The organism is Muricoccus pecuniae (assembly GCF_014199205.1).
Lineage (GTDB): Bacteria > Pseudomonadota > Alphaproteobacteria > Acetobacterales > Acetobacteraceae > Roseomonas > Roseomonas pecuniae.
Genome location: NZ_JACIJD010000005.1, coordinates 1 through 22,178, shown reverse-complemented (window position 1 = coordinate 22,178; position 22,178 = coordinate 1). Strand labels below are relative to the sequence as shown.

General features: G+C 71.1%; 23 protein-coding genes. 11 read left to right on the top strand and 12 right to left on the bottom strand.

From position 1 onward, the window contains the following. Positions 1–53 precede the first annotated feature (53 nt). The 4 genes from FHS87_RS06660 to flgH all read left to right on the top strand — a co-directional run bounded on the left by FHS87_RS06660 (position 54) and on the right by flgH (position 3,354). The gene (locus FHS87_RS06660) at positions 54–800 is read left to right on the top strand and encodes a flagellar hook basal-body protein (protein WP_184515274.1); all 747 of its coding nucleotides are present in this window, start codon (positions 54–56) and stop codon (positions 798–800) included. A 72-nt stretch (positions 801–872) separates the two neighbouring features. Further along, positions 873–1,658: a flagellar basal-body rod protein FlgG gene (flgG, locus tag FHS87_RS06655; protein ID WP_184515271.1), complete on the top strand. Its 786-nt coding sequence runs from the start codon at positions 873–875 to the stop codon at positions 1,656–1,658. Positions 1,659–1,663: 5 nt separating this feature from the next. Beyond that, positions 1,664–2,608 carry a flagellar basal body P-ring formation chaperone FlgA gene (gene flgA / locus FHS87_RS06650; protein WP_184515268.1) on the top strand — a complete coding sequence of 315 codons (945 nt, stop codon included), beginning with the start codon at positions 1,664–1,666 and terminating at the stop codon, positions 2,606–2,608. Positions 2,609–2,619: 11 nt separating this feature from the next. Further along, positions 2,620–3,354 (top strand): flagellar basal body L-ring protein FlgH, encoded by a 735-nt coding sequence (gene flgH / locus FHS87_RS06645; protein ID WP_184515265.1) that lies wholly within the window; start codon positions 2,620–2,622, stop codon positions 3,352–3,354. 56 nt (positions 3,355–3,410) lie between these two features. Here flgH and FHS87_RS06640 read toward each other — a convergent pair whose 3' ends face one another. Continuing rightward, positions 3,411–3,602, bottom strand: coding sequence for a CsbD family protein (locus FHS87_RS06640; protein ID WP_221299629.1), 192 nt, complete (start codon positions 3,600–3,602; stop codon positions 3,411–3,413). 112 nt (positions 3,603–3,714) lie between these two features. On the opposite strand from FHS87_RS06640, the gene FHS87_RS06635 reads away from it, so the two are divergent. After that, the gene (locus FHS87_RS06635; protein WP_184515262.1) at positions 3,715–4,470 is read left to right on the top strand and encodes an SOS response-associated peptidase; all 756 of its coding nucleotides are present in this window, start codon (positions 3,715–3,717) and stop codon (positions 4,468–4,470) included. A 1-nt stretch (position 4,471) separates the two neighbouring features. On the opposite strand, the gene uraH is transcribed toward FHS87_RS06635, so the two are convergent. Together uraH and FHS87_RS06625 are read right to left on the bottom strand one after the other, a co-directional pair. Continuing rightward, positions 4,472–4,819 carry a hydroxyisourate hydrolase gene (gene uraH, locus FHS87_RS06630; RefSeq protein ID WP_184515259.1) on the bottom strand — a complete coding sequence of 116 codons (348 nt, stop codon included), beginning with the start codon at positions 4,817–4,819 and terminating at the stop codon, positions 4,472–4,474. Further along, entirely contained in the window at positions 4,816–6,255 is a 1,440-nt protein-coding gene (locus tag FHS87_RS06625; protein ID WP_184515256.1) for a SidA/IucD/PvdA family monooxygenase, read from the bottom strand. The genes uraH and FHS87_RS06625 overlap by 4 nt, the downstream gene beginning before the upstream one ends. A gap of 243 nt (positions 6,256–6,498) precedes the next feature. Between FHS87_RS06625 and FHS87_RS06620 the strand changes: the two genes are divergently transcribed. Next, the gene (locus FHS87_RS06620) at positions 6,499–7,764 is read left to right on the top strand and encodes a M20 family metallo-hydrolase (protein ID WP_184515253.1); all 1,266 of its coding nucleotides are present in this window, start codon (positions 6,499–6,501) and stop codon (positions 7,762–7,764) included. 42 nt (positions 7,765–7,806) lie between these two features. Here FHS87_RS06620 and FHS87_RS06615 read toward each other — a convergent pair whose 3' ends face one another. From FHS87_RS06615 to thrS, 3 genes are all read right to left on the bottom strand, one after another. Beyond that, the gene (locus FHS87_RS06615) at positions 7,807–8,574 is read right to left on the bottom strand and encodes a carbonic anhydrase (protein ID WP_184515249.1); all 768 of its coding nucleotides are present in this window, start codon (positions 8,572–8,574) and stop codon (positions 7,807–7,809) included. 178 nt (positions 8,575–8,752) lie between these two features. After that, the gene (infC, locus tag FHS87_RS06610; RefSeq protein ID WP_184515246.1) at positions 8,753–9,277 is read right to left on the bottom strand and encodes a translation initiation factor IF-3; all 525 of its coding nucleotides are present in this window, start codon (positions 9,275–9,277) and stop codon (positions 8,753–8,755) included. A 128-nt stretch (positions 9,278–9,405) separates the two neighbouring features. Further along, positions 9,406–11,367, bottom strand: coding sequence for a threonine--tRNA ligase (gene thrS, locus FHS87_RS06605; RefSeq protein ID WP_184515243.1), 1,962 nt, complete (start codon positions 11,365–11,367; stop codon positions 9,406–9,408). A gap of 257 nt (positions 11,368–11,624) precedes the next feature. Here thrS and FHS87_RS06600 point away from each other — a divergent pair, with 257 nt between their 5' ends. Then, the gene (locus FHS87_RS06600) at positions 11,625–13,025 is read left to right on the top strand and encodes a PQQ-dependent sugar dehydrogenase (protein ID WP_312861898.1); all 1,401 of its coding nucleotides are present in this window, start codon (positions 11,625–11,627) and stop codon (positions 13,023–13,025) included. Continuing rightward, positions 13,025–13,375, top strand: a complete 351-nt coding sequence (locus tag FHS87_RS06595) for a c-type cytochrome (RefSeq protein WP_184515240.1) — start codon at positions 13,025–13,027, stop codon at positions 13,373–13,375. The genes FHS87_RS06600 and FHS87_RS06595 overlap by 1 nt, the downstream gene beginning before the upstream one ends. A 49-nt stretch (positions 13,376–13,424) precedes the next feature. Here FHS87_RS06595 and purU read toward each other — a convergent pair whose 3' ends face one another. The 3 genes from purU to FHS87_RS06580 form a co-directional block, all read right to left on the bottom strand. Beyond that, positions 13,425–14,300, bottom strand: coding sequence for a formyltetrahydrofolate deformylase (gene purU, locus FHS87_RS06590; protein ID WP_184515237.1), 876 nt, complete (start codon positions 14,298–14,300; stop codon positions 13,425–13,427). A 160-nt stretch (positions 14,301–14,460) separates the two neighbouring features. Next, positions 14,461–14,892 (bottom strand): CBS domain-containing protein, encoded by a 432-nt coding sequence (locus FHS87_RS06585; protein WP_184515234.1) that lies wholly within the window; start codon positions 14,890–14,892, stop codon positions 14,461–14,463. Between the two features lie 114 nt (positions 14,893–15,006). Then, positions 15,007–16,788, bottom strand: coding sequence for a glucan ABC transporter ATP-binding protein/ permease (locus tag FHS87_RS06580; RefSeq protein ID WP_184515231.1), 1,782 nt, complete (start codon positions 16,786–16,788; stop codon positions 15,007–15,009). A 257-nt stretch (positions 16,789–17,045) separates the two neighbouring features. On the opposite strand from FHS87_RS06580, the gene FHS87_RS06575 reads away from it, so the two are divergent. Next, positions 17,046–18,068, top strand: a complete 1,023-nt coding sequence (locus FHS87_RS06575; protein WP_184515229.1) for a tripartite tricarboxylate transporter substrate binding protein — start codon at positions 17,046–17,048, stop codon at positions 18,066–18,068. 5 nt (positions 18,069–18,073) lie between these two features. Then, positions 18,074–19,060, top strand: coding sequence for a Bug family tripartite tricarboxylate transporter substrate binding protein (locus FHS87_RS06570; RefSeq protein ID WP_184515226.1), 987 nt, complete (start codon positions 18,074–18,076; stop codon positions 19,058–19,060). Positions 19,061–19,131: 71 nt separating this feature from the next. Here FHS87_RS06570 and FHS87_RS06565 read toward each other — a convergent pair whose 3' ends face one another. After that, positions 19,132–19,797 carry a glutathione S-transferase gene (locus FHS87_RS06565; protein WP_184515224.1) on the bottom strand — a complete coding sequence of 222 codons (666 nt, stop codon included), beginning with the start codon at positions 19,795–19,797 and terminating at the stop codon, positions 19,132–19,134. Positions 19,798–20,052: 255 nt separating this feature from the next. Between FHS87_RS06565 and FHS87_RS06560 the strand changes: the two genes are divergently transcribed. Continuing rightward, positions 20,053–21,282: a polyhydroxyalkanoate depolymerase gene (locus FHS87_RS06560; protein ID WP_184515221.1), complete on the top strand. Its 1,230-nt coding sequence runs from the start codon at positions 20,053–20,055 to the stop codon at positions 21,280–21,282. Positions 21,283–21,297: 15 nt separating this feature from the next. On the opposite strand, the gene FHS87_RS06555 is transcribed toward FHS87_RS06560, so the two are convergent. Together FHS87_RS06555 and FHS87_RS23385 are read right to left on the bottom strand one after the other, a co-directional pair. After that, positions 21,298–21,741, bottom strand: coding sequence for a VOC family protein (locus FHS87_RS06555; protein WP_184515218.1), 444 nt, complete (start codon positions 21,739–21,741; stop codon positions 21,298–21,300). A gap of 150 nt (positions 21,742–21,891) precedes the next feature. Beyond that, positions 21,892–22,178, bottom strand: a 287-nt coding sequence (locus FHS87_RS23385; RefSeq protein WP_221299627.1) for an IS3 family transposase, incomplete at its 5' end; no start/stop codon positions are given.

Here is a 22,178-nt window from a genome sequence, read left to right as displayed (position 1 = left end):
AACCCCGGCGGCGCATCATCGCGCTCCCGGATGGCAAAAGGCGGACGGCGCGGATGGACAACCCCGGCTACATCGCTCTCTCCAGGCTCGTCGCGCAGAACCGCGCGACGGCGGTGCTCGCCCACAACATGGCGAATGCCGAGACCCCGGGCTTCCGCGCCTCCCGCCCCGTCTTCGCGGACCATCTCGAGCGCCAGCGCCAGGCGCGGACGGCCCCGGGGGGCGAGTCCCTCCACTTTGCCCAGGACCGCGCGACCTGGCGGGACGATTCGCCGGGCGCGGTGCAGACCACGGGCAACCCGCTGGACATCGCCATCTCCGGCGAGGGCCTCTTCTCCGTCCAGACCCCGCGCGGCGAGCGCTACACGCGCGCCGGCCGCTTCTCACTCGGCCCGGAGGGGACGGTCGTGGACGCGGAGGGCAACGCGCTCCTCGACACCGGGGGCAACCCGCTGCGCGTGGCGCCCAACGACGTCAGGCTGACGATTCGCGGTGACGGCACGCTGCTGAGCGAGAACGGCGAGATCGGGAAAATCCGGGTCTCCCGCTTCGCCCAGCCGCAGCGGCTCGTGGCCGAGGGAGACCGGCTTCTCGCCGCCGGCGAGGGGCAGGCGCCCGAGGCCATCGAACGCCCCGCCCTCGTCCAGGGCGCGCTGGAGGGCAGCAATGTCCGCCCGGTGGTCGAGCTGACGCGGCTGACGGCGGAGATGCGGGAGTTTCAGTTCATGGCCCAGTTCGCGGAAAAGGAGGGCGAGCGCATCTCCGGGGCCGTCGAGCGCATCCTGCGCAAGCGCGGCTGATGAGCGCCCCCTCCCCTCTCCGCCATTCCCCGACGACAACCCTCCGGCCCGCGCCGGCGAAGGAAGACTGACATGCGCGCACTCTGGACGGCCGGCACGGGCATGATGGCCCAGCAGACGAATGTCGAGGTCATCTCCAACAACATCGCCAATATGAGCACCACGGGATTCAAGCGCCGCCGCGCGGAGTTCCAGGACCTGATGTACCAGAACATGCGGCGCGTCGGCTCGCAGTCCTCCGACACGGGCACGACGCTGCCATCCGGCGCACAGGTGGGCCTCGGCGTGCGCACCGCCGGCGTGTACCGCATCCACGAGCAGGGCAGCCTGCAGCAGACGGAGAACAAGTTCGACGTCGCCATCAAGGGCAACGGCTTCCTCCAGGTCACGCTTCCCTCGGGCGAGACGGCCTATACCCGCGACGGCACGCTCGGCCTCTCTCCCGAGGGCACGATCGTCACCGCCGAGGGCTATCCCGTGCTCCCCGGCATCGCCATCCCGGCCAATGCGACCGATGTGACGATCAACGGCAACGGCGAGGTGCTGGTGAAGCTGGCGGGCCAGCCGGCCGCGCAGAATGTGGGGCAGTTCCAGCTCGCCATCTTCGCCAATGAGGGCGGGCTGGAGGCGATCGGGGACAACCTGCTGATGGCGTCCGCCTCATCGGGTGCCGCGCAGCAGGGGACGCCGGGCGCGCCCGGCTTCGGCAACGTGATGCAGGGCTTCGTCGAGACCTCGAACGTGAACGTGGTGCAGGAGATCACGAGCCTCATCACGGCCCAGCGCGCCTATGAGATGAACAGCAAGGTCATCACCGCGAGCGACGAGATGCTCAACACCGTCGCGCGGCTGCGGTGACGGCGATGGGCCGCCTTCTCCTTCTCCTCGCGCTGCTCGCAGCGATGCTGCCGGCGGTGGCGCGGGCGGATCTCGCGGTGCTGCGCCCGCTCGCGGTGGTGGAGGACTCCGTCATCCGCCTCTCCGACCTCTTCGACGGGGCAGGGCAGAATGCCGGCCGCGTCGTCGGCCCCGCCCCCGCGCCAGGACGGCGCGTGGTGGTGGAGCCCGCGCAGCTCCTCGCCATCGCGCGGGCGAACGGCGTCGCCTGGCGCCCGCTCACCGCGGCGGACACGGTGGTGGTGGAGCGGCTCGGCCGCTCGGTGCCGCGGGAGGAGGTGCTCGACCTCCTGCGCGGCGAGTTCGGCCGGATGGGGCTCGACCCCGAGGCGGAGCTGGAGCTGCCGGGCTTCCAGCCGCCGATGGTGCCGCTGGCCGCCTTCACCCAGCTCGCGCTGGAGCAGCCCTCCTTCGAGGCGGCGACCAACCGCTTCTCCGCGACGCTGGTAGTGATTGCGGAGGGGATGCCGACCATGCGGACGCGTCTGGCCGGACGCGCCGTCGCGACGGCGGCGGTGGTCGTCGCGGCGCGGCGGCTGGCGCTGGGCGAGGTGGTGGGGCCGGGCGACCTGCGCCTCGTCCGCCAGCGCGCGGAGCGGGTGCGGCCGGGTCTCGCGAGCGATCCGGGGCAGGTCGTGGGCAAGGCGCTGCGGCGCCCCGTGGGCGAGGGGCTGGCCTTCGCCCTCGTGGATCTCTCCCTGCCCGCCGTGATCGAGAAGAACGCGACCGTCACCCTCATCATGGAGGCGCCGGGGATGAGCATGACGGCGCAGGGCCGTGCCATGGCCTCCGCCGCGCGGGGGGAGGTGGTGCCCGTGATGAACCTCGCCTCGCGCTCGATCGTCGAGGGCCAGGCCATCGGCCCCGGGCGGGTCCGCGTGGCGTTCGGCAGCGCGCCGGTCAACCGGTGAAAGGAACGACGATGCGTCTCGCCCTTCTCCTTCTTCCCCTTCTCCTCGCCGGCTGCGGCACGGCCGAGAAGCTGTCCCGGATCGGCCACGCGCCGGAGATGGCGCCGATCGCCGATCCGACGCGCGGGCCGGACTATCGCCCGGTATCGATGCCGATGCCGGCGCCGCAGGACGGGCGCCATCTGGCCGCCAACAGCCTCTGGCGCCCGGGGAGCCGCACCTTCCTGCGCGACCAGCGGGCGGCGAGCGTGGGCGACATCATCACCGTCCTCGTCTCGATCAAGGACACGGCGCAGCTCTCGAACACCACGGACCGCAGCCGCGACAATTCCGAGAGCATGGGCATCCCCCGGCTGCTCGGGCTGGATGCCTCCTACGCGCGCTTCCTCCCGAACGGGCTCGATCCCAGCAAGCTCGTCGAGGCGTCGTCGGAGAATTCATCCAAGGGAACGGGGCGCATCCAGCGCAACGAGGCCGTGACCATGCGCGTGGCGGCGACGGTCACGCAGGTCCTGCCGAACGGGAATCTCGTCGTCGGCGGGCGGCAGCAGGTGCGGGTGAACCAGGAGATGCGCGACCTCAGCATCGCCGGCATCATCCGCCCGCAGGACATCGCGAGCGACAACACGGTGCAGCACGACCGGCTGGCGGAGGCGCGCATCGCCTATGGCGGGCGCGGCACGGTCAGCGACGTGCAGGCGCCACGCTACGGGCAGCAGGTGCTCGACGCCATCCTGCCCTTCTGAATCGAAAAAGGGCGGGCCGCCCGAGAGCAGCCCGCCCCTTCCGAGTGGGTGCGCGATTAGGCCTTGTCGGCGGCGTCGCGAACGGTGTCCTTCACGCCGCCGGCGGCGTTCTGCACCTTGCCTTCGGTGCGCTTCGCCGCACCCTCGGCCTCCATCTTCTTGTCGCCGAGCGCGGCGCCCACATTTTCCTTCACGGCGCCGCCGGCCTGCTTCATCGCGCCCTCGACGCGGTCCTTGTCGATCGCCATAGCGTTCTCTCCTCAGTTCTTGCTCTGAGTTAAGAACGCGGCGACGAAGGCGAGGTTGCCCCGGGCGGTGGGTGGCTGTGTCACGCAATGAAACGGGGGCTCGGGAATCGGCATGTGCGGGCGATACTTCCTCGAGCGGGACGCCACCGGCCTCGCCCGCTACTACGGTCTGCCCGCCGGCACGCCGCTGCCCAACTTCGCGCCGAACTGGAACATAGCGCCCACGCAGGACGGCGTCGTGCTGCGCCGCCATCCCGAGAGCGGCGAGCGGCGGATCGACCTGCTGCGCTGGGGCCTCGTGCCGCGCTGGGCGAAGGACGCGCGGGACGGTGCGCGGCTGATCAACGCGCGCGCGGACGGGGTGGCGGAGAAGCCCTCCTTCCGCGATGCCTTCCACAAGCGCCGCTGCATCGTGCCCGCGGACGGCTTCTACGAGTGGCTCTCGCCCAAGGAGGCGGAGGAAAAGACGCGCTCGCGCGACCCGAAGCAGCCCTTCGCCGTCGCGCTGGCGAGCGGCGAGCCGATGAGCTTCGCCGGGCTGTGGGAGGGGTGGAAGGACCCGGAGGGCAACTGGCTCCGCACCTACTCGATCATCACAACCGAGGCGAATCCGAAGCAGGCGCCGCTGCACCACCGCATGCCCGTCATCCTGCCGCGGGAGGCCTGGGGCGCCTGGCTCGGAGAGGAACCGGCCGAGCCCGGGGCGCTGCTCGACCTCCTGCGCCCCTGCCCGCCGGAATGGCTGGCCTGCTGGCCCGTGTCGAAGCGCGCGAACAAGGTGGCGGAGAACGACGCCGCGCTGATCGGGCGCGATCCCTCGGTCCAGGCGCCACCGGGCCTCGACGACCCCTCGCCCTACGCGCGCTGAGCTAGCTGCCGCGATAGGTGGAGTAGGACCAGGGCGAGAGGAGCAGCGGCACGTGGTAGTGCCCTGCCCCCGCCTTCAGCCCGACATTCAGCACCACCGTGCCGAGATAGCCGGCATCGCTCCCGCGCGCGGCGAAGTAGCCGCCCACGTCGAAGCGCAGCTCGTAGCGGCCGGGGAGGAAGGCCTCGGGTGGAAGGAGGGGTGCGTCGGTGCGGCCGTCGGCGTTCGTGACGGCCCGGGCGATCAGCGCGGGCTCGGGCTCCATGCGCCAGAACTCGATCGCCATGCCCTCGGCGGGCACGCCGTTCGCGGTGTCGAGCACGTGGGTAGTGAGGGCGGAGGGCTTCATTCGGCGGCCAGCGCGGGCAGTTCCTGCGGGATCACGCCTGTCAGCTCGTGCTCGGCATAGCTGAGCAGGCTTTCCAGGTGGCGGTCCGCATCCTCCAGCCAGAAGCGGCGGCAGAGCCCGTCCACCAGCCGCGCCGTGCCGTACTTCATCCCGCTGATCGTCGCGCCCGACAGGCCCATGGAGGCGGTGGAGCCGTAGTTGATCATGTGAATATGCGCGAGGAAGGGCGCGGCGCCCGGCGACTTCTCCCGCATGGAGAAGTCGTCCCGCAGATAGGGGCAGGCGCCGAGGGCCGGGAACTCCAGCCCGGGCGGCGGGGTGTAGACGTCCCGCCAGAGAAGGATCCTCTCCGCGAAGGGCGCGAGTTCCGGCCGCAGCGAGAGGTCGAAGGCCGTCCCCGTGCCGACGATCACGTGGTCCGCCCGGTGCTCGCCCCGCGGCGTGGTGACGACGACCTCCCCGCCCTCCTCCCGCACGGCAGTCACGGGGCTGCCCATGTGCAGCTCGAAGCGGGGATCGTCGCAGACGCGGTTCCAGCTCTCCTGCGGCGGCGGCTGGTTGAGGGCGAAGATGTGCTGCATGAAGCGCCAGCGCGTCGCGTCCGGCATGGCGTAGAGCTGGCCGAGGAAGCCCGACTGCTCCATCCAGCGGAAGGGGTTCACCCGCGGCATCCGCTCGCGCCGGACGAGCATGATGGCGTGCGCCGCCCCCTCCTCCAGCGCGGTGGCGAGATTATCGAAGGCCGAGGCGCCGGCGCCGACCACCAGCACCCGCTTGCCCCGGAGCGCGGCAAAATCGACATGGCCGGAGGTGTGGGAGACGCGGCCGGCGGGCAGCCGGTCGAAGGGCGCGGGGATGGACCAGCCGCCCATCCCGTCCATCCCCGTGGCCAGGACGAGCTTGCGGGCGCGCACCACCACCTCCTCCCTCTCGGCGGTCGCGAAGGTGAGGTGCAGCGGCTCGTCCATCGCCGTCTGCCCGATGCGGAGCAGCTTGTGGCCGTGCGCCACGGGAAGGCCGAGCGTCGCCTCCAGCCAGTCCAGGTATTCCTGCCACTCCACGCGCCCGATCTTGTGCAGCGCTTCCCAGGCCGCCTCGCCGTCCCGCGCCGTGAAATAGGCGCGGGGCGTGAGGGCGGGGATGCCGAGATCGGGGCCGGTGACGTGCTTGGGCGTCCGCAGCGTCCGCATCCGGGCGAAGGTGGTCCAGACCCCCGTGCCGCCGCGGGGCGCCGCATCGAAGACGCGGACGCGCTGCACCCTCTCGCGCAGCAGGCCGAAGGCGGTGACCAGCCCCGTCTGCCCCGCGCCGACGATGGCGACGTCCAGCACCCCCTCCCCGCGCGACGGCACCCAGGGATGGCGGGGATAGTCGAGGAGGGCGAGCTGGCGGCGAGCCTCCTCGGCGAGGCGGGCGAGTGCGGTCTGGTCCGGCATGGATGGTCCCGGGCTGGGGCATTGGGCGGTGGCGTCGGCGAGGGATGTAGCACGCGCCGTGCCGGAACGATGCCGTTCGATGCCGTTCGATGCCGGGGGGGGAAATCGGGCGGGCGCGGGTTGATCTCCCGGGCCGGGGCACCGCAAATGCCCGGCGCAGACGCCTCACCGCCCCGGCGCCGGCGCCGCCCCTGGCCCCGCCCCCCCACCCTGGCCCCCAGCCCTGGCCCCGAAAGGAACCCCATGAGCAGCACCGCCCCCAACCTCATCGCCGCCGTCAGCGAGGCGCGGCAGTGGGACCGGCTGATGGAGCTGGCGAAGCTCGGCGCCATCACCGGGGCGGATGGCGAGCCCGGCGTGAACCGCGCCTGCCTGACCCCGCTGGACCGGGAGGCCCGCCGGCTGGTGATCTCCTGGGCGGAGGGCCTCGGCCTCACCGTGTCCGTGGACGAGATCGGCAACCTCTTCCTCCGCCACGAGGGCACGGAGGCGGGGGCGGCCCCCGTGCTGACGGGCAGCCACATGGACACCCAGCCCAATGGCGGGCGCTTCGACGGCATCTGGGGCGTGATCGCGGGGTTGGAGGCCGTGCAGGCCATCCGCGAGGCCGGGATCGCCACCCGCCGCCCGATCGAGGTCGTGGCCTGGACGAATGAGGAGGGCGGCCGCTTCGCCCCGGGCTGCATGGGCAGCATGGCCTATGCCCACTACAAGCCCGCCAATGCCTGGGACGCCGTGGCGGATGCGGAGGGCATCACCTTCGGCCAGGCGCTGGCCGAGCACCGCGCGGCCGAGGCCGGCCTTACTCACCGCCCCCTCGGCGGCAAGCCCTTCGCCTATGTCGAGGCCCATATCGAGCAGGGCCCGCGGCTGGAGGCGGAGGGAGCGGATATCGGCGTCGTCACCGGAATCCAGGGCAGCCGCTGGTTCATCGTGGAGCTGCGCGGCGAGACGGCCCATGCCGGCACCGCCCCGGTCTCGCTGCGCAAGGACGCCGTGCAGGACATGATCCGGGCGATCACCGCGCTGAACGCGCTGATGACGGACCCGACGGACGTGCTGCGCTTCACCGTCGGGCAGATCGAGGTGCTTCCCAACACCTCCAACACGGTCGCCGACCGCGTGCGCTTCACCATCGACTTCCGCCACCCCGACAAGGACGTGCTGCTCGCCAATGGCGACGCGATCGAGCCGACGATCCGCAGCGCGGTGAAGAACTGCGAGGTGACGGTGACCGAGCGCTTCCACGCCCTGCCCGTGGAGTTCGACGCGCTGGTGACCGATGCGGTGGAGGATGCCGCCACCGCCCAGGGCCTCTCCAGCCTCCGCATCCCCAGCGGCGCCTTCCACGACGCCCAGTTCATGGTGCCGCTCTGCCCCTCCGGGATGATCTTCGTGCCCTGCCGCAACGGCGTGAGCCACAATCCCGCGGAGTACTCCACCCCCGGCCAGCTCGCGGCCGGGGCGCGGGTGTTGGCGGCGGTGCTGACGGATCTCGCGAACCGCTAGGGCCAGCAACCGGCCCGGGGGGCCTCCCCCGGGCCGCGCGGCTCAGATGTCCTCGATCCACTCCACGTCGCCGTCGTCCAGGTCGTATGTGGCGGCGACGATCTTCAGCTTGCCCGCCCGCAGCGCCTCCTGCGCGATCGAGCTCTGCGTCTTCAGGCGGTTGGCGACGCGCCGGGCATTCGCGGTCACCGCGTCGTGCAGAACGATCTCTCCGCCCGGCTTCCGCGCCGAAAGCACGGCGGGGATGATGGGCTGCACCATCTCCCCGATCACGCCGGGGAAGCTGGCGTTCTTCTGCACCACATCCACCGCCGCGGCGACAGCGCCGCAGCTCTCATGCCCGAGCACGACGACGAGGGGACAGCCGAGCACGCCCACCCCGTACTCGATGCTGCCCAGCGCCGCCGTGTCCACCGTGTTGCCGGCGTTGCGGACGATGAACAGCTCGCCCAACCCACGGCCGAAGAGCAGCTCGGGCGGCACGCGGCTGTCGGAGCAGCCGACGAGCACGCAGAAGGGCGCCTGGCCGCGGGCCAGCTCCACCCGTCGCTCGCGCCCCTGGGCGGCGCGGTAGGGGGCCTCGGTGCGGAAGGCGTCATTGCCCTCCTTCATCCGGGCCAGCGCCTGGTCGGGGGTGAGGTTCGTGTGGGCAACGGGGTCGGCCGCCAGGGCGGCGCGGCCGGGAAGCACCGCGGCGGCGACGAGCCCGGCCGCCAGGCCGCCGAGCGCGCGGCGGCCGACCGGCGCTCGGCGCCCGAAGGGAGAGGGATGGGCCGATCCGCCGCAGCAGAGGCAGGGGGCGTTTTGCATGACATGTCCTCCTCGCGCCCGGCCCATTGCTGAAAGCCTGTTACGCGGGCCGGCACGCATGAACGGCCTGTAACGAAATCTTGAGGGTACGCAAACAAAAAACCGGCGGCCCCAGGGGGACCGCCGGCCATGGCTTCGCGCAGGGGCCCCGCGCAGGGATCTCGCGCCGGCGCGGCGCCTATTTCGGCGCCAGCACCATGATCATCTGGCGGTTCTCCAGCCGGGGCATGGATTCCACCTTCACGGCCTCCGCCATCTCGTTGCGGATGCGCTCCAGCACCTTCGCGCCGAGGTCCTGGTGGGCCATCTCGCGGCCGCGGAAGCGCAGGGTGACTTTCACCTTGTCGCCTTCCTCGATGAAGCCCTTCATCTGGCGCATCTTCACTTCGTAGTCGTGGTCGTCGATATTCGGACGGACCTTGATTTCCTTGATCTCGACGACCTTCTGGCGCTTGCGCGCCTCGTTGGCCTTCTTCTGCTGCTCATACTTGAACTTGCCGAAGTCGGTGATCTTGCACACCGGCGGCTCGGCGTTCGGGCTGATCTCCAGCAGGTCCATGCCGACTTCGTAAGCCCGCGCGAGGGCGTCGCGCGCGCTCATGACGCCGATCATCTCCCCATCCTGGTCGATCAGGCGAATCTGGGGCGCGCGGATCTCCTCGTTCACCCGCGGTCCGTCGCGGGTCGGGAGGGTATTGGGCATGGGGCCTCGGGCCAGGGTAGTCTCCTATGGTGGTGCAGCAGTGGTGTTATGGTGCGCGGCGGCGGCGTCTGCAACCGTCGTGACGCGAGGTCAAGACGGTTTTCCGATCGGACCGCCCACGCGACGGATCAGGCCGCGGCGTCGGTCGTCGCGGCGCTCCCGCGTCGGTCGGGCGGGGCTGCCTCGGCGGCCAGCCGGGCGATCGCCTCGGCCAGCGGCAGGGTCTCCTGCTCGCGCCCGGGCAGGCGGCGGAGCACGACGTTGCGCTCCTCCGCCTCGCGCCGGCCGACGACCGCGAGGATGGGCACGCGGGCGTCGATGTGCTCGGCGACCTTGCGGTTGATCTTCTCGTTGCGGATGTCCACCGAGGCGGCGAGGCCGGCGGCGCGCATGGCCTCGGCGACCTCCTCGGCATAGGGGGCGGCGTCGTCCACGATGGAGGCGACGACGACCTGGGTCGGGGCGAGCCAGAGGGGGAAGCGCCCCGCATGCTCCTCGATCAGGATGCCGAGGAAGCGCTCGAAGGAGCCGAGGATGGCGCGGTGCAGCATCACCGGGCGGTGCCGGTTGCCGTCCTCGCCGACATACTCGGCATCCAGCCGCTCGGGCAGGACGAAGTCCACCTGCAGCGTGCCGCACTGCCAGTCGCGGCCGATGGCGTCCCGCAGGACGAATTCGAGCTTGGGGCCGTAGAAGGCGCCCTCCCCCGGGTTCAGCTCGTACTCGACGCCGGCGGTGGCGCAGGCCTCGCGCAGCGCGCCCTCGGCCCGGTCCCAGGTCTCGTCCGTGCCGGCGCGCTTGGCCGGGCGGTCGGAGAACTTCACGCGGAAGGATTGGAAGCCGAAGTCGCGGTAGATGGAGGAGAGCAGCTCCACGAAGCGCACGGTCTCCCCGGCGATCTGGTCCTCCGTGCAGAAAATGTGCGCGTCGTCCTGGGTGAAGGCGCGGACGCGCATGATGCCGTGCAGCGCGCCCGAGGGCTCGTAGCGGTGGCAGGCGCCGAACTCGGCCATGCGGAGGGGGAGCTGGCGGTAGGAGCGGATGCCCTGGTTGAAGATCTGCACGTGGCAGGGGCAGTTCATCGGCTTCAGCGCGAGGACGCGGTCCTTCTCGGACTCGTCCTCGACGGTGGCGATGAACATGCTCTCCCGGAACTTCTCCCAGTGGCCGGACTCGATCCAGAGCTTGCGGTCGAGGAGCTGGGGGGTGCGGACCTCGTCATAGCCGGCGGCGTCCAGGCGGCGGCGCATGTAGTCCTCCACCGCGCGGTAGAGGCGCCAGCCCTTGGGGTGCCAGAAGATGGAGCCCGTCGCCTCCTCCTGGAGGTGGAACAGGTCCATCTCCCGGCCGATCTTGCGATGGTCCCGCTTCTCCGCCTCCTCCAGTTGGTGGAGATGGGCGTCCAGCTCCTTCTGATCGCGCCAGGCCGTGCCGTAGATGCGGGAGAGGACGGGGTTGCGGTGGTCGCCGCGCCAGTAGGCGCCGGCCACCTTCTGCAGCTTGAAGGCGGTGCCGACATCGCCCGTGCCGCGCATGTGCGGGCCGCGGCAGAGGTCCAGCCACTCGCCCTGGCGGTAGATGGAGATCGTCTCGCTCTCGGGCAGGTCCTGGATCAGCTCGGCCTTGAAGCGCTCGCCCCGGCCCTCGAAGAAGGCGATCGCCTCATCGCGCGGCCATTCCTCGCGGACGAAGGGGGCGTTGCGGGCGATGATCTCCCGCATCTTCGCCTCGATCGCCGGGAAGTCCTCGGGCGTGAAGGGCTGGTTCCGGTGGAAGTCGTAGTAGAAGCCGTTCTCGATGGCCGGGCCGATCGTGACCTGCGTGCCCGGGAACAGCTCCTGCACGGCTTCCGCCAGGACATGCGCCGCGTCGTGGCGGATCATGCCCAGCGCCTCGGGGTCGCGGCGGGTGATGAAGCGGAGGCGCGCGTCGCCCTCGATGGGCACGGAGAGGTCGCGGAGGACGCCGTCGACCTCCATGGCCAGCGCCGCCTTGGCCAGCCCCGGGCCGATCGACGCGGCCACGGTGGTGCCCGTCACCGGACCGTCATAGGTGCGGACGGAACCGTCGGGCAGCGTGATCGCGGGCATGGGGTGGGCTTGGCCTCGGGCTTGGGAAAACGGGGGCGAGAGGTGGCAGGGGGCTCCGATTAGGTCAAGCGCGCCCTCGGCGGGGCTGGGCCGCTCGGCGAGCCCTGGTGGGAGGGGCGGCGGTGGCCAGGCCGCGCGCCGCCGCCCGGGCGGATGGGGCGTCGGTCCCCTCACGGCGATGTCATCGCTGCCCCGGCGGCAGCCTGCGCATCCTCCCGAACTGGTCACGGAGATGACCAGAAAAGGAGGGAACGCGCGTGAAGAACAGGACATCTCTGCTCGGGGCCGGCCTGCTGCTGGCCTCTGTCGCGTCGTTGGCGCTGGCTCAGCAGCCCCTTCCGGGCCAGGGGGTCCCGGCCAATACGGGCGGGTCCATGCCGGGCGAGACGGCGCCCTCGGTCCGGCCGCCGGCGCCGGGCCCCGTGCAGGGCCAAGGCCGGGCGCAGGGACAGGGACAGGCCCAGGGCGACAATCTCGACCGCCTCCAGCAGTTCCGCACCACCGGCACCTCCCTGCAGATCGAGACGGTGCCCCAGGACGGCCGCCGCGCGGAGGCGCTGCGCCGGAACCTCGAGCGCATCCGCCTGCCCGAGGGCTTCCGGATCGACCTCTACGCCGTCGTGCCGGACGCGCGGCACATGGCCGTCGGCGCGGCCGGCGTGGTCTTCGTGGGCACGCGCAAGACGCGGGTCTGGGCGCTGACGGACCGCGACCGCGACCGGGTCGCCGACGAGGTGAAGGTCTTCGCCCCCTCTATCGGCTTCTCCGTGCCGAACGGCCTGTGCTTCTCGCCGGACGGCATCCTCTACGTCGTCGAGCACAACCGGGTCGTCGCCTTCCCGGCCGCGGAGTTCTTCTACGAGAGCCCCGATGTCGCGGCGGAGGTGGTGGTGCCCCAGGGCGGGCTCGTCCCGGCCGCGGAGGAGAGCTTCAATCACGGCGCCAGGGTTTGCCGCATCGGGCCCGACAACAAGCTCTACATCTCGCTGGGCCAGCCCTTCAACGTGCCGCCCGCCGCCAAGATGGAGCTCTACGACCGGGTCGGCCTCTCCGGCATCGTCCGCATGGACCGCGACGGCAAGAACCGGGAGGTCTATGCGCGCGGGATCCGCAATTCCGTTGGCATCGCCTTCCGGCCCGACTCCAACGAGCTGTGGTTCACCGACAACCAGGTGGACGGCATGGGCGACAACATCCCGCCCGGCGAGATCAACCGCATCACCGCCGCGGGGCAGCACTTCGGCTTTCCCTGGTACGGCGGCGGCACCGTGCGCACGCGGGAATACGCGGACAGACAGCCCCCGGCCAATGCCGTCCCCCCCGTGGTCGAGACGCAGAACCACGCCGCCGACCTCGGCATCACCTTCTATACCGGGCGGATGTTCCCCGAGGAGTATCGCGGCGCCATCTTCAACGCCCAGCACGGTTCCTGGAACCGCACGGAGCCCGTGGGCGCGCGGGTGATGGTGACCCTGCTGAACCCGGACGGCTCGGTGAAGGAGCACAAGCCCTTCGCGGAGGGATGGCTGGACGACGAGACCAACGAGTATCTCGGCCGCCCCGTGGACGTGGCGGTGCTGCGCGACGGCTCGCTGCTCGTCTCGGACGACATGGCGGGCGCCGTCTACCGCATCTCCTACGACCGGGGCAGGCGCTGATGCGGGGGGGAGCGGCGCTGGCGGCGCTGCTGCTGGCGGGGGCGGCCATCGCCCCCGCTCCCACCCTCGCGCAGGGGCAGGAGGGCGACCCGCGCGCGGGGCGGCGGCTGGCGGCCGGCGTCTGCTCGAGCTGCCACGGGCAGAACGGCATCGCCACCCTGCCCGGGGCACCGAACCTGGCCGGCCAGAACGCGGCCTATGTGGCGGCGCAGCTCCGCGCCTATCGCGAGAAGGAGCGGCTGCAGGAGCAGATGAACATCGTGGCCGAGCCGCTGACCGACAAGCAGATCGGGGACCTCGCCGCCTGGTACGCGGCGATCACGATCACGGCGACCGTCCCGGGCCGGTAAAGGCCCTGGAGGCCCGTCCGCCGGGCCTCCGGCCGCCAAGGCGCCCCGGTCAGTCCCGGAACACCACCGTCCGCGCACCGTTCAGCAGCACCCGGTCCTCCAGCTGCCAGAGCAGCGCGCGGGAGAGGACGCGGCGCTCGATGTCGCGGCCCTGGCGGATGAGGTCGTCCGGCGTGTCGTTGTGGGAGATGCGCTCCACGTCCTGCTCGATGATCGGCCCTTCATCCAGGTCCGCCGTCACGAAATGGGCGGTGGCGCCGATCAGCTTCACCCCGCGCGCATGGGCCTGGTGGTAGGGGCGCGCGCCCTTGAAGCCCGGCAGGAAGGAGTGGTGGATGTTGATGCAGCGCCCCGCCAGCTTCGCCGCCAGCCCGTCCGACAGGATCTGCATGTAGCGGGCGAGGATCACCAGCTCGGCCCCGGATTCCCGGATCACCCGCCAGACCTCGGCCTCCTGCTCCAGCTTCGTCTGCCGCGTCACGGGGAGGTGGTGGAAGGGGACATCGCCGAAGTCGAGGTGCTGGTAGGTCTCGCGGGGATGGTTGGAGACGATGCCGGCGAGATCCATCGGCAGCTCGCCCAGCCGCCAGCGGTAGAGGATGTCGGCGAGGCAGTGGTCAAACTTGGAAACGAGGACGACCACCCGCCGGCGCTCGGCGCGGTCCCGCAGCATCCACTGCATGGAGAAGCGCGCGGCCACCGCCTCCAGCCCGGCACGCAGCGCGGGCAGGTCCAGCCGGTCCTCCGGGTGGTTCAGGGTGATGCGCGCGAAGAAGCGGCGGCTCTCCACGTCGTCGTACTGCTGGGCCTCGCGGATGTTGCCGCCGTGCTCGAAGATGCAGGTGGCCACCGCCGCCACGATGCCCGGGCGGTTCGGGCAGGACAGGGTGAGGACGTGCTCGGGCCGGGCGGCGGCGTGGGACATGGCGGACCTGTGGGCTGTCGGGCGCGGGAGACACCCCGCGCGCGGGCAAGCCCTTGCCACCAAGGGCGCCGCACGGCCAGCCCCCCCTGGGAAGCGGCAGGCCGGAGCCGGCGCCGAAGGGTCCGCCCGGGACGGAGGTGTCCGTCCGGGAGGGACCGCCCTAACCCGCCGCCACGTAGTCCCGCAGCGCGGCGGCCTCGCCCACCGCCGCCTCGATCCGCGCCTTCACCAGGTCCCCGATCGAGACCATGCCGCAGAGCTTGCCCTCCGCGAGCACGGGGAGGTGCCGCACGCGCCGGTCCGTCATCATCTCCAGCGCCCGCTCGATCGGCGTCTCGGGGGTGACGGTGTAGAGCACGCGGGTCATCGCCTCCGCGGCCGTCAGCCTGTCCGTCTGCCCGTCCTCCCGCGCGAAGACGCGGACGATGTCGCGCTCGGAGATGATGCCGACGGGCTGGTCGTCCCCCTCGCGCACGAGGGCGGCGCCGATTCGGTGCTGCACGAGGACGCGCGCCACCTCGCCCAGGCCCATGCCGGGGGTGACGCTCACCACCTCCGACCCCTTGTTCCTCAGGATCGCCGAGACCGTCATGGCCCACCTCCTCGCCTTCCGGTTGCACGATGGTGGCAGGCCGGAGGGGGGCGGATACAAGCGGAAACAGCACCCCTCACGGCCCGGTGAAGACCCCGCGCCTCACGCGGCGCCTCAGGCCGCGACCGGGGCCGCCTTCTTCGCCTCCGCGCCCGAGAGCTGGGTGCGGACCAGATCGGCGAAGCGCCCGCCCAGCTCCACCAGCTCCTCGAAGCTCCCGCGCTCGGCGATCCGGCCCTGCTCGAAGACGAGGATCTCGTCGGCGTCGCGGATGGTCGAGAGGCGGTGGGCGATGATGAAGGTGGTGCGCCCCTCCATCAGCACCTTCAGCGCCTTCTGCACCCGCGCCTCGGTCGCGGCGTCGAGCGCGCTCGTCGCCTCGTCCAGGATGAGGATGGGCGGGTCCTTCAGCAGGGCGCGGGCGATGGAGAGGCGCTGCTTCTGCCCGCCCGAGAGGGTGGTACCGCGCTCGCCCACCATCGTGTCGTAGCCCTGGGGCTGGCGGGTGATGAAGTCGTGCGCCTCGGCCATGCGGCAGGCCTGCTCGAGCTGCTCCTGCGTCGCCTCGGGGCGGCCGACGAGGAGGTTCTCCCGGATCGTGCGGTTGAACAGCATGGCGTCCTGGAACACCACGCCGACATTGCGCCGCAGGCTCTCCAGCGAGATATCGCGGATGTCGTGCCCGTCGATGGTGATGCGGCCCTCGATGGGATCCCAGAGCCGCTGGAGCAGGGACATGGCGGTGGACTTGCCCGCGCCCGTCTGGCCGACCAGCGCGACCGTCCGGCCCGGCGCGGCCTCGAAGCTCACGTCGTTCAGGATGCGCCCGCCGCCGGGATAGCCGAAGGCGACCCCCTCGAAGCGCACGGCGCCGCTCACGCGGGGAAGGTCGATCGCGTTCGGGTTTTCCGGCACGGAGCTGCGGGCGTCGAGCACGCTGAACACCTCGCGCAGCCCGGGCACCCGCATCAGCAGGCCCGAGACGAAGCCCACCGCGCTCTCCAGCCGGCCGATGAGCATGGTGGCGAAGCCCATGAAGGAGACGATCTCGCCCACCGTGGCCATGCCCTCCATGTGCAGCCAGGTGCCGAGCATGAAGATGGTGATGACGCTGATCGTGCTCGCCGAGCGCGTGAGGACGGAAACCACCGCCCACCAGTTCAGCACGGGGAACTGGTGGTCCAGCACTTGCCGGATGATGTCCCCGAAGAGCTTCGCCTCGGAGGAGAGGCGGGTGAAGGACTGCACGACGATCACGTTGGACAGCGCGTCCTGCGCGCTGCCGGCAAGCTGGCTCTGGTAGTTCTCGACCCGGTCCTGGGCCTCCTGCGTGCGGCTGACCACGAAAGCCGCGACGGCGCAGAACACGACCACGAGGACCAGCAGCACCAGCGCCAGCCGCCAGTTCATCAGGAAGGTCAGCGGCAGCAGGACGATGACGGTGATGAAGGTGACCAGGTGCTCCCGAAAGAAGGAGAGCCAGATGCCGAAGAGATGGTCCGTCCCCACCAGCATGATCTTCATCAGCCGCCCCGAGGCCGTGTCCCCGTGGAAGGAGAGCGGCATGGCCAGGACGTGCTGGAAATAGCGGTGCATGACGGTCAGCCGGTTCCGGTGCGCCATGCGGTCCGCCAGGAGGGAGACCGCGACATTGGCCGCGATCCCCGTCAGCCCCACCGCCCCCCAGACGACGAGGAGGGCGATGGCCTGTGCCCAGACCTCGCTCTCCGCCCGGCGGTCCGCGCCCGAGAGCACGTCCACCACCCGGCCGAAGAGCACGGGCTCCAGGAACTGGAGCCCCGCCAGCGCGAGGGCGGCGAGGGACAGGCCGATGGCCACCCATTTGTCGGGCGCCAGAACCCCGAGCACGCGCGCATAGGTCTGAAGAAAGCCCATGCTGTTCCGATCCCCCAATTTCCGCGACCTGACCTGCCTGCACCCGCAACGCCTCAATGGCGGGCGAGGATGCAGGAGAGGGCACACCCTTCGCGCGGCCCTTGCAAGGGCAGGTGCAAGGGCGGGTCGCGCGGCCCTTGCGGGCGTGGGGCGCGCGGCCCTTGCAAGGGCGGGGCGGGCGCGGCACGTCTAGCGAAAGGGGCGGCGACTCAGGAAAGGGGCATGGAACCCCGCCCGCCCGCCGGAGGAAGATGCCCATGGCCCGCCGAGTGACCCTCTCCCGCCGCGCCGCCCTCGCCGCGCCCGCGCTCGCCCTGCTGCCCCGGCCCGGATGGGCCCAGGGAGGAGGCCAGGGAGCGGGGGGCTATCCCGCGCGCCCCGTCCGCCTCGTCGTGCCCTTCGCCCCGGCCGGGACCACGGATGTCGCGGCCCGCATCCTGGCCGAGCGGCTCCAGTCGCGGATGGGCCAGCCCTTCACGGTCGAGAACCGCGCCGGCGCGGGCGGCAATATCGGCTCGGACGTCGTCGCGAAGGCCGAGCCCGATGGCTACACGCTGCTGATGCAGACGATCTCCAGCGGGGCGATCAACTACACCCTCTACGGCGACCGCATGCCCTACCGGCCGGAGGACCTGGCCGAGGTCGGGCTGCTGATCCGCGTGCCCAACGTGATCTTCGTCACCAACTCCCTGCCCGTGCGGACGCTGGGCGAGCTGGTGGCCTATGCGCGCGCGAATCCGAACCGGCTGAACATCGGCTCGTCGGGCGCCGGCACCTCCCTCCATGTCACGGGGGAGCTGCTGAAGATGGAGGCGGGCATCTCCATGGCCCATGTGCCCTTTCGCGGCGCCGGGCCGATGATGGCCGAGGTGATGGCGGGCCGGGTGGAGGTGGCGGTGGACAACCTGCCCTCCGCCATCGGTCATATCCGGGACGGGCGCCTGCGGGCGCTGGCCGTCACGACCCGCGAGCGCACCCCTGCCCTGCCCGATGTCCCGACGACCGCCGAGGCCGGCCTGCCCGGGGTGGAGGCCACCGGCTGGTTCGGCATCCAGGCGCCCGCCCGCACGCCGCGCCCGATCGTCGAGCGGCTGGGGGCCGAGATCGACGCGATCGTGAAGGAGCCCGCCACCTGGGCGCGGCTCGCCGATCTCGGCGGCATGAAGCCCGGCCTGACGCCGGATGGCGGCACCAACCCCGCCGCCTTCACCGCCTTCGTCCGCTCCGAGATCGCGCGGTGGGGCGAGGTGGTGCGCAAGTCCGGCGCGAGCGTGGAGTAGAAAAGATGAGTTCCTTCCCCCTCAATCGCCGCTCGGCGCTGCTCGCCCTGCCCGCCCTCGCCGCGCCCGCCGCTGTCAGGGCGCAGGGCGCGCCCTGGCCCAGCCGGCCGATCCGCATGATCGTCCCCTTCCCCGCGGGCGGGGCGACGGACCTGACGGCGCGGGTGGCGGGGGAGCGCATGGCGGCGCTGCTCGGCCAGCCCGTGGTGATCGACAACCGCCCGGGCGCCGGCGGCAACCTCGGCAGCGACGCCGTCGCGAAGGCGGAGCCGGACGGCTACACCCTGCTCACCTGCACGATCGGCACGGCGAGCATCAACCAGTTCCTCTATTCCCGCCTGCCCTATGATCCCACCAGGGACCTGGCGAGCGTCGCCCTCGTCAACGAGGTGGCGAACGGGATCGTGGTCGCGGCCAATTCGCCGCTCCGCACGCTGGGGGACCTGCTGGCGGCGGCGAAGGCGCGGCCGGGCGAGCTGAACTACGGCACCCCCGGCAATGGCACCTCCGGCCATCTCTGCGGGGAGTTCCTGAAGTCCCGCGCCGGGGTGAACCTGACGCACATCCCCTATCGCGGCACCTCCCAGGTCATCCCGGACATCCTGGGCGGGCGGGTGGACGTGGCGGTGGACAACCTGCCGGGCTACCTGCCCCATCTGAAGGAGGGGCGGATGCGCTGCCTCGCCGTGACCTCCGGCCAGCGCTGGTTCTCCCTGCCCGAGGTGCCGACGGTCGCCGAATCCGGGGTGGAGGGCTTCGAGGCCGTGGCCTGGTTCGGCTTCCAGGCCCCCGCGCGCACGCCCCGCCCGGTGATCGAGAAGCTCGCCTCCACGGTGACGGGGCTGCTGGCCGAGCCCGCCGTGGCCGAGAAGCTGCGCGAGATCGGCAGCAACCCCCGCCCCCTCGGCCCCGCCGAGTTCGACCGCTACATCGCCGCCGAGAACGCCAAGTGGAAGGCGGTGGTGCAGGCGGCCGGGGCGAAGCTGGACTGAGGGGGCGTCCCCGGGCGGGAGCCACTGCCTAGGATGTCGCCGGGCCTGGCCGCCCGGCGGCGGCGTCTCCGCTAGAACTCAGCCTCGACCTCCAGCTCGTGGATCGGCGGCTCCGGCTCCTCCTGGGCGGCCGCCACCCACTCGGCCATGGGTGCCCATTCCATCACCCTTTGCGCGTAGGCCGCGCAGCCGCCGATCAGCTTCACGTCATAGGTGAGGAAGCGCGTCACGACCGGGGCGTACATGGCATCCGCCACGCAGGGCCGCTCGCCGAAGAGCCAGGGCCCGCCCCAGCGCCCGAGGCAGCGCTCCCAGATGAAGAGGATCCGGTCGATATCGGCCCGCGGCCCGGACCAGACGCGGAAGCCCGGCCGGTGGGCGCGCAGGTTCATCGGCAGGGAGGCGCGAAGGGCGTGGAAGCCCGAATGCATCTCCCCCGAGATGGAGCGGCAGCGCGCCCGCGCCTCCCGGTCCGCCGGCAGCATCCCGGCCTCCGGGCGGATCTCGTTCAGGTGCTCGGCGATGGCCATGGTGTCCCAGATCCGCAGCCCGTCATGGAACAGGCAGGGGATGCGGATCGAGGAGGCCTGGAGGAGAAGCTCCGCCCGCGCCGCCGGGTCGTCCAGGTCCACGGGCTCCACCACGAAGTCCAGCCCGGCCAGGCGGGCCAGGAGGAAGCCCCGGAGGGACCAGGAGGAGTAGTTGCGGCTGCTGATGACAAGCCTGGCCCGATCCATCGCGTCCTCTTTCCTGCCCGCGCCGGCATCTGTTGCGACCCTGGGGGCGCCGTCGCTTCCCGGATGCCTTGCCAGAACCGTTCCAGCACGGCCTTGCGCTGGCGCAAAGGTTACAACCGGCACAGTTTCCCGCGCGCGGGCGTTCTGCCCGTTGACCCAGCCCCCCCGAGTACCCACTATCGGTTTCGTGATCGAACCGGCAAACCCATCGGGCCGTTCAGAGCTCATGCACCTGCTCCTCGCGTCCCGGACGGCATGATTTACCAGCTCTGGCAGGCGCAGCAGGACGCACAGTTCCCCGCCCGGGCCTTCGCCGAGAGCGCGGGCCGCATCCTCCGCCAGTGGGAACCGATGACGGCCGCGATGCCCTTCGCCGCCCCCTTCTTCCGGCGGATGGGCGCGACCTTCGACCTCATCGCCAATTCCCGCACCACCCATGCCCGCCCCGATTACGGCTTCACCACCGTCAGCGTGGGGAACCGCGAGGTGGAGGTGACGGAGGAGGTGATCCACTCCACCCCCTTCGGCACGTTGCTGCGCTTCGCCAAGGACACGCCCGTCCAGCAGCCGCGCATCCTCGTGGTGGCGCCGATGTCCGGCCACTTCTCCACCCTGCTGCGCGGCACGGTGGAGGTGCTGCTGCCGGACCACGACGTCTACATCACGGACTGGATCAACGCCCGGGACGTCCCGCTCTCGGCCGGCAATTTCGGCTTCGACGACTTCACGGACCACATCATCCAGTTCCTGGAGGTGATGGGGCCGGGGAGCCACGTGCTCGCCGTCTGCCAGCCGGCGCCCGCGACGCTGGCCGCCGTCGCCCTCATGGCCGAGGACCGGAACCGCGCGACCCCCGCCAGCATGACGCTGATGGCCGGGCCCATCGACACGCGGGTGAGCCCGACCGCGGTGAACGAACTGGCCCAGTCCAAGCCGATCGACTGGTTCGAGCGCAACCTCATCGGCACCGTGCCCGCCCGCTACGCCGGCGCCGGGCGCCGCGTCTATCCCGGGGCGGTGCAGCTCCAGGCCTTCATGTCCATGAACATGGACCGGCACATGAAGGCGCACCGCACCCATTTCGACAATCTCGTCGCCGGCAACCTGGAGGCCGCGGAGGCCCATCGCCGCTTCTACGACGAGTATTTCGCGGTGATGGACCTGCCGGCCGATTACTACATCCAGACCGTGCAGCGCATCTTCCAGGACCACGACCTCCCCCGGGGCGAGCTGATGCACCGGGGCCGCCAGGTGCGGCCGGAGGCCATCCGGCGCACCGCGCTGATGACGGTGGAGGGGGAGCGGGACGATATCTGCTCGATCGGCCAGACCATGGCCGCCCTCGACCTCTGCCCGAACATCCCGCTCGCCAACCGCCACCACCACCTCCAGACCGGGGTGGGGCATTACGGCGTGTTCAGCGGGCGCCGCTGGGCGGGCGAGGTCTATCCGAAGGTCCGCGCCATGATCGAGGCGAACAGCTAGGGCCGCGGCCCCCGCTCAGGCGGTGGCGGGCTCCTCGGCCGGCAGGATCTCGTGCCTGTGCCCGGCGGCCTCGATCAGCTCGATGATGATGTTGGCCGGGCTCATGAAGAACTGGATGTTGCGCCCGCCATAGGCGATGGCCGGGGACGGCTCGGCGATCGGGAAGCAGCGGCTCTCGCGCATCCGCTCGCCCTCGGCGGCGAGGTCCTCCACGAGGTAGGCCACGTGGTTCAGCAGCCGGGACTTCGTCTTCAGCGCGAGCGCCACGGGGCTCCCCTCCCCCAGCGGCGCGATCAGCTCGTAGCAGACGCCGGAGCGGTCGTAGCCGAACTGGACGAAGACCTTGTTCACCGGATCCTCCCACTCGCGAGTCCACTCCGTGATCTGCAGCGCCGGGCCGAGCATGGTCCGCCCGTGCCGAAGGGTCTTCACTACCACGCCGATATGGTCGAACTGCATGTCGCGCCCCGGTTGTCCCGCTCGTCTCGCCAGACGTGATTCTTCCCACGATGCGGAAGCTGCTGTCGAGGCGTATGGCCGGGCTGTGAGTGCGTCTCGCGCGAAGGTGCGGTGTGACCTTCCCCTGTTTGAGTGGACACGGGTTACGGCCTACGCGGCCGCGGCGAGTTGTTCTATTTCGGTAGGGGCTTTGTAGCCGATAGCCGAGTGGAGCTGCTGTCGGTTGTAGAAGCCTTCGATGAGGGCGAAGAGAGCAGACCTGGCAGTCTGTCGGGTGTCGAAGGTCCCGTCCTCCATCAGTTCGGTCTTGAGGCTGCCGAAGAAGCTTTCCATGGGGGCGTTGATGCTCCTATAGCGGTCAAGTGGCAGATAGCGTTGGTTGAGCTGGTCCGGGCGAACGGCAGAGATAGCCAAAGATCTCACGGGCCACGAATCGC

What these genes read in the sequence shown, in the direction of transcription:
- FHS87_RS06625 (WP_184515256.1), bottom strand. Translation starts at nt 6,255, where the DNA reads ATGCCGGACCAGACCGCACTCGCCCGCCTCGCCGAGGAGGCTCGCCGC.
- FHS87_RS06640 (WP_221299629.1), bottom strand. Translation starts at nt 3,602, where the DNA reads ATGGCGATCGACAAGGACCGCGTCGAGGGCGCGATGAAGCAGGCCGGC.
- FHS87_RS06585 (WP_184515234.1), bottom strand. Translation starts at nt 14,892, where the DNA reads ATGACGGTCTCGGCGATCCTGAGGAACAAGGGGTCGGAGGTGGTGAGC.
- FHS87_RS06660 (WP_184515274.1), top strand. Translation starts at nt 54, where the DNA reads ATGGACAACCCCGGCTACATCGCTCTCTCCAGGCTCGTCGCGCAGAAC.
- FHS87_RS06615 (WP_184515249.1), bottom strand. Translation starts at nt 8,574, where the DNA reads ATGCAAAACGCCCCCTGCCTCTGCTGCGGCGGATCGGCCCATCCCTCT.
- infC (WP_184515246.1), bottom strand. Translation starts at nt 9,277, where the DNA reads ATGCCCAATACCCTCCCGACCCGCGACGGACCGCGGGTGAACGAGGAG.
- flgG (WP_184515271.1), top strand. Translation starts at nt 873, where the DNA reads ATGCGCGCACTCTGGACGGCCGGCACGGGCATGATGGCCCAGCAGACG.
- FHS87_RS06555 (WP_184515218.1), bottom strand. Translation starts at nt 21,741, where the DNA reads ATGCAGTTCGACCATATCGGCGTGGTAGTGAAGACCCTTCGGCACGGG.
- FHS87_RS06565 (WP_184515224.1), bottom strand. Translation starts at nt 19,797, where the DNA reads ATGGATCGGGCCAGGCTTGTCATCAGCAGCCGCAACTACTCCTCCTGG.
- flgH (WP_184515265.1), top strand. Translation starts at nt 2,620, where the DNA reads ATGCGTCTCGCCCTTCTCCTTCTTCCCCTTCTCCTCGCCGGCTGCGGC.
- FHS87_RS06570 (WP_184515226.1), top strand. Translation starts at nt 18,074, where the DNA reads ATGAGTTCCTTCCCCCTCAATCGCCGCTCGGCGCTGCTCGCCCTGCCC.
- FHS87_RS06560 (WP_184515221.1), top strand. Translation starts at nt 20,053, where the DNA reads ATGATTTACCAGCTCTGGCAGGCGCAGCAGGACGCACAGTTCCCCGCC.
- FHS87_RS06575 (WP_184515229.1), top strand. Translation starts at nt 17,046, where the DNA reads ATGGCCCGCCGAGTGACCCTCTCCCGCCGCGCCGCCCTCGCCGCGCCC.
- purU (WP_184515237.1), bottom strand. Translation starts at nt 14,300, where the DNA reads ATGTCCCACGCCGCCGCCCGGCCCGAGCACGTCCTCACCCTGTCCTGC.
- flgA (WP_184515268.1), top strand. Translation starts at nt 1,664, where the DNA reads ATGGGCCGCCTTCTCCTTCTCCTCGCGCTGCTCGCAGCGATGCTGCCG.
- FHS87_RS06580 (WP_184515231.1), bottom strand. Translation starts at nt 16,788, where the DNA reads ATGGGCTTTCTTCAGACCTATGCGCGCGTGCTCGGGGTTCTGGCGCCC.
- FHS87_RS06595 (WP_184515240.1), top strand. Translation starts at nt 13,025, where the DNA reads ATGCGGGGGGGAGCGGCGCTGGCGGCGCTGCTGCTGGCGGGGGCGGCC.
- FHS87_RS06635 (WP_184515262.1), top strand. Translation starts at nt 3,715, where the DNA reads ATGTGCGGGCGATACTTCCTCGAGCGGGACGCCACCGGCCTCGCCCGC.
- FHS87_RS06620 (WP_184515253.1), top strand. Translation starts at nt 6,499, where the DNA reads ATGAGCAGCACCGCCCCCAACCTCATCGCCGCCGTCAGCGAGGCGCGG.
- uraH (WP_184515259.1), bottom strand. Translation starts at nt 4,819, where the DNA reads ATGAAGCCCTCCGCCCTCACTACCCACGTGCTCGACACCGCGAACGGC.
- thrS (WP_184515243.1), bottom strand. Translation starts at nt 11,367, where the DNA reads ATGCCCGCGATCACGCTGCCCGACGGTTCCGTCCGCACCTATGACGGT.